Source organism: Pseudonocardia sp. (genome assembly GCF_025965585.1).
Taxonomy (GTDB): Bacteria; Actinomycetota; Actinomycetes; order Mycobacteriales; family Pseudonocardiaceae; genus Pseudonocardia.
Genome location: NZ_JAOPWR010000498.1, coordinates 1 through 3,541, shown reverse-complemented (window position 1 = coordinate 3,541; position 3,541 = coordinate 1). Strand labels below are relative to the sequence as shown.

Below are 3,541 nucleotides of genomic sequence, written 5' to 3'. Positions count from 1 at the left end.
CTCCGAGGCCATGATCCGCTGGGCCGCGATCAACACCATGACCCGACGACTCGCCCGCGGCCGACCCGCAACCCGGCAGCAGCGACGCCCCTTCCAGCCCGCCCGTTGATCTTCTCAAACACGCTCTGAGACACACCTCGCGGGGACCCCAGGATCAGGCAGACCGGCGATCGACAGTGCGCCCGCCTGCCGGCGAGTCGCAGCGCTTCCGGGGCATGAGAACAGCGTGACTCCACACCCGGTATGCACGCTGAGCGCGAGGGTCCTGTTGCGGCTCGTCGGAGGACCTCCTGATCAGCCGCTCTCGGGTCGACCCCGCGACCCGAGAGCGGCCCCCACGCGTCGGACATCCCTTGCCTGATATCCGCGGCCGGGCGTGGCCGCGGCCTGTGTGCCGGCGGCGGGTGCTGCCGGTCGCGGGAGCAGCAGCGGGGCTTGACCTGAGGCCCCCCGTTGGGCAGGTCCTCCGGTCGTCCGAAGATGCGCTGCGGCTCCTGAACTCCGCGACCCGATCAGGCCCGGACGCATCCGTTGCGTTGACACGGGATCTACCTGTTGCTGCCATTCCCTCGTCGGGAGGCGTGGGTCTCACGTCGCGAGCCCGTTGACGAGGGGACGAGGGTTGAGGACGTGGCGCAGCGTCAGGAGCTGAACCGGGGACGGGCCGTCCCACGGTGTCGTCTCGCCCGGGGCCGGGATGGTCGGTCGATGTGCAGGGGCCAGCACGGCGAGTGCGTCTGCGATGGCGGCGCCACGCAGCATGGCCGAGCCGGCGTGTCCGAGAGGTTCGACGAGGCCGCCGACGTCGCGGACCGGGACCATGAACGGTGTCGGCGACAGCAGTGCGCGTGGCCAGATCCGCTCGACGCGCACCACGTTCACCTCGGTCGCGAGCACGACCACGAGTGACTGCAGGTAGATCCATCCCAGCAATCCCAGGACCAGGCCGAACAGCCCGTACGTTGCCGTGGCTCCGCGCAGCTCATGGGTGACAAACACTGCCCCCAATGTCTGCGGGCCCTGCCAGGCCATCCCGGCTGTGACCGCGCCGGGCACAACCTGGGCGTTGGTCAGGTCGCGGGCGGTGAGGACTCGGAAGACGAGGAGGAACAGGGCTGCGTTGACGATCACCGACAGGGCGATGACACCGATCCGGAGCGCTACTCCGAGTTCGGGCAACGCGGCGTCCGCGGTGGTGCTGAGGGCGGCCAGACCGGTCGTGACCAGCACCCGAGGCCGAGGACTCCGAGTACTCCGAGGCCACGCAGTCGCGCGAACAGCGGATCGGGCCGGCGGTCCATCGGCACCGCCCACGCCTGATTGAACGCGTACTGCAGCGCGACCGCGAATCCCAATCCGCCGTACAGTGCGACCAGAATCCCGATCACCAGCCCTGCGCCGGAACCCTGCAACGGGTGTGCGGTGTTGGTGAGCTGGTCTCCGATGATCGGGAACTGAGACAGCGCGCTGCCGATCACAGCCTTTCCCAGTAGCGCGGCTGGGCGGCTGACGGCGACACGCCGACGTGGCGGAGATGATCAGGTTGGGTGCGGGACCTCGGTAGAAGAGGCGGTCCGTCCAAAGATCGACTCTCACCGAGGTCCCGCGTGCCCGATCCTGTCAGCTACACCGCCACGCGGGCCCGCATCGGGACGTCCTCCTCCAGAACGACGTCGCGCGAACAGCACCCGCGTCGGCTCCGACTGGGCGTGTTCTCGGCGTTCCTTGCGGCGCGCCGGCAGACGGCTGGACGTCGTTACCCCGGTGCCGGTGGGGCCGCCGGGCTCACCAGCACCACTTCCGTTCCCTCGTCCTCGGCGGAGTCCGCACGTCGGATGACGACCTCGTCCATGAGTTCCCGCATCATGAACAGCCCCCGCCCGCGGTGGGCTGGATCGGGGGTCACCGGCTTCCAGCGGCCATGGTCGCGGACCGTGATGCGCAACCGCCGGGAGGCGTCGGACCGCGTCTCGACAATCGCCTCCACCACGACGTTCCCCATGGTGGGGTTTCCCCGGTACGCGTGCTCGGCCACGTTGCTCACGGCCTCGCTGACGGCGTATTCGACATCGTCGACGAGCTCCGCGGGCCAGGACCACGCGTCCAACCACTCGCGTATCCGGTTGCGAACCAGCCAGGGTGCCGCCATCTCGGCGCGCATCGCGAATCCCAGTGCGGGCTGCGCGCCTGCTCCGGTCTGCGAGGGGGTCGGCCGGCGCCACGACGGGACAGCACCCGGACCCGGGGCACTGTTCGCATCACAGGGTGGCATCGCCGCAGTTTCTCGTCTCGGCTCCGATGGTGCAGGTTGGACCCGGCCCGTGAGGATCAGCCGGGCAGGTCCGGGGCATCCGCGGCCAGGGCCTGCTCACGGTAGTCGTAGAGCGACAGCGTCCGGTCGAGGCCGGTGAGCTGAAGCGGCCGGATGACGGGCCTCGTATGGTCGACCACCACGCGCAACGGCGTGCTCGGTCGGGCGGCCTCGTGGGCCTCGACGAGGGCCTTGAGTCCCTTCGTGCCGAGGAACGTGACCTCGGTCAGGTCCACGACGACAGCGCGATCGCCCGCCTCAACCAGCGCTGTGTCGACCGCTGCACGTAGCCGAGGCACCGTCAACGAGTCGACCTCGCCGTCGACGATCACCACCACCGCGCGGTCGAGACGATCGAGGGTGACCGACAGCAGCTGCTCGGGCCCGGGCAGTCCACCCGTACTTTCCTGCACGGCGCACCGTATCCGGTGGCTGGTGCCGGTGGGCGGGTGCGTGGGCTGATAGAGGGGTTAGCGTTCCGACTGTGCACCTGTTCCTGGGGGCAGCCCTCCGCGTTCTGCGTGGTCGGTCCTGCCACCGACGTCGCCCTGCCGTAGGACCGCGGCCGTGATCGACGATGCCGAGTGGAACCGCCGGGTGCGCGACGAGACCGACACTGAGAGGTGGGACCGGAACTGGGCGGACCTGCTCCAGGAGCTCCGAGTGGCGCAGACCGGGGTGCAGCTGCTGACCGGGCTGCTGCTCACCGTGCCGTTCCAGCAGAGGTTCGCCGCCCTGCCCGAGCATGCGCGGGTCGTCTACCTGGTGACGACGGCGCTGTCCGTCGCCGCCACTGCGCTGCTCATCGCGCCGGTCGGGATGCACCGGCTGCTGTTCCGTCGGCACGCCCGACTTCTGCTCGTGTCGATCGGGCAGGGATGCGCGGTCGGCGGGCTGGGTCTGCTCGGGCTCGCCGTCACCGGCGTCGTGCTGCTGATCTTCGACACCGTCGCCGGCACGACGGCGGGCATCGTGGCCGGGGGGTTCGCGTTCGTGCTGTTCGCCGGGCTGTGGGGCGTGACGCCGCTGGTTCTCCGCCGGTCCGGGGGCGTAGTCGACCGGACCTCGGACGAATAGGGCGGTCCTAGCTGTTCGAGTGGATCTAGTGCTGTCCAAGATGGCGCGCGGAGCTTCGTGGCCGGTCTGCCAGCTGTCGTGGATCGCTGCTCCAGACGGCCGATGTGGTGGTCACGGTTCGGCGTCGGCCCCGGCGGAACTCAGGTCGAGCAG

General features: G+C 69.8%; 4 protein-coding genes. 1 reads left to right on the top strand and 3 read right to left on the bottom strand.

The annotated features are described in order from the left end of the window. Window positions 1-588 precede the first annotated feature (588 nt). The 3 genes from JWR81_RS30390 to JWR81_RS30380 form a co-directional block, all read right to left on the bottom strand. Window positions 589-1,230, bottom strand: a complete 642-nt coding sequence (locus JWR81_RS30390; protein WP_297660771.1) for a YhjD/YihY/BrkB family envelope integrity protein — start codon at window positions 1,228-1,230, stop codon at window positions 589-591. Between the two features lie 526 nt (window positions 1,231-1,756). Further along, window positions 1,757-2,161, bottom strand: coding sequence for an ATP-binding protein (locus JWR81_RS30385; protein WP_297660768.1), 405 nt, complete (start codon window positions 2,159-2,161; stop codon window positions 1,757-1,759). Window positions 2,162-2,328: 167 nt separating this feature from the next. Beyond that, the gene (locus JWR81_RS30380) at window positions 2,329-2,724 is read right to left on the bottom strand and encodes an STAS domain-containing protein (protein WP_297660765.1); all 396 of its coding nucleotides are present in this window, start codon (window positions 2,722-2,724) and stop codon (window positions 2,329-2,331) included. A 154-nt stretch (window positions 2,725-2,878) separates the two neighbouring features. Here JWR81_RS30380 and JWR81_RS30375 point away from each other — a divergent pair, with 154 nt between their 5' ends. Next, complete coding sequence (locus tag JWR81_RS30375) at window positions 2,879-3,388, top strand: DUF6328 family protein (protein ID WP_297660762.1); 510 nt, start codon at window positions 2,879-2,881, stop codon at window positions 3,386-3,388. Window positions 3,389-3,541: the final 153 nt, after the last annotated feature.

Bases quoted from the DNA above. Each gene is read 5' to 3' on its own strand.
- JWR81_RS30385 (WP_297660768.1), bottom strand. From the start codon at position 2,161: ATGCGCGCCGAGATGGCGGCACCCTGGCTGGTTCGCAACCGGATACGC.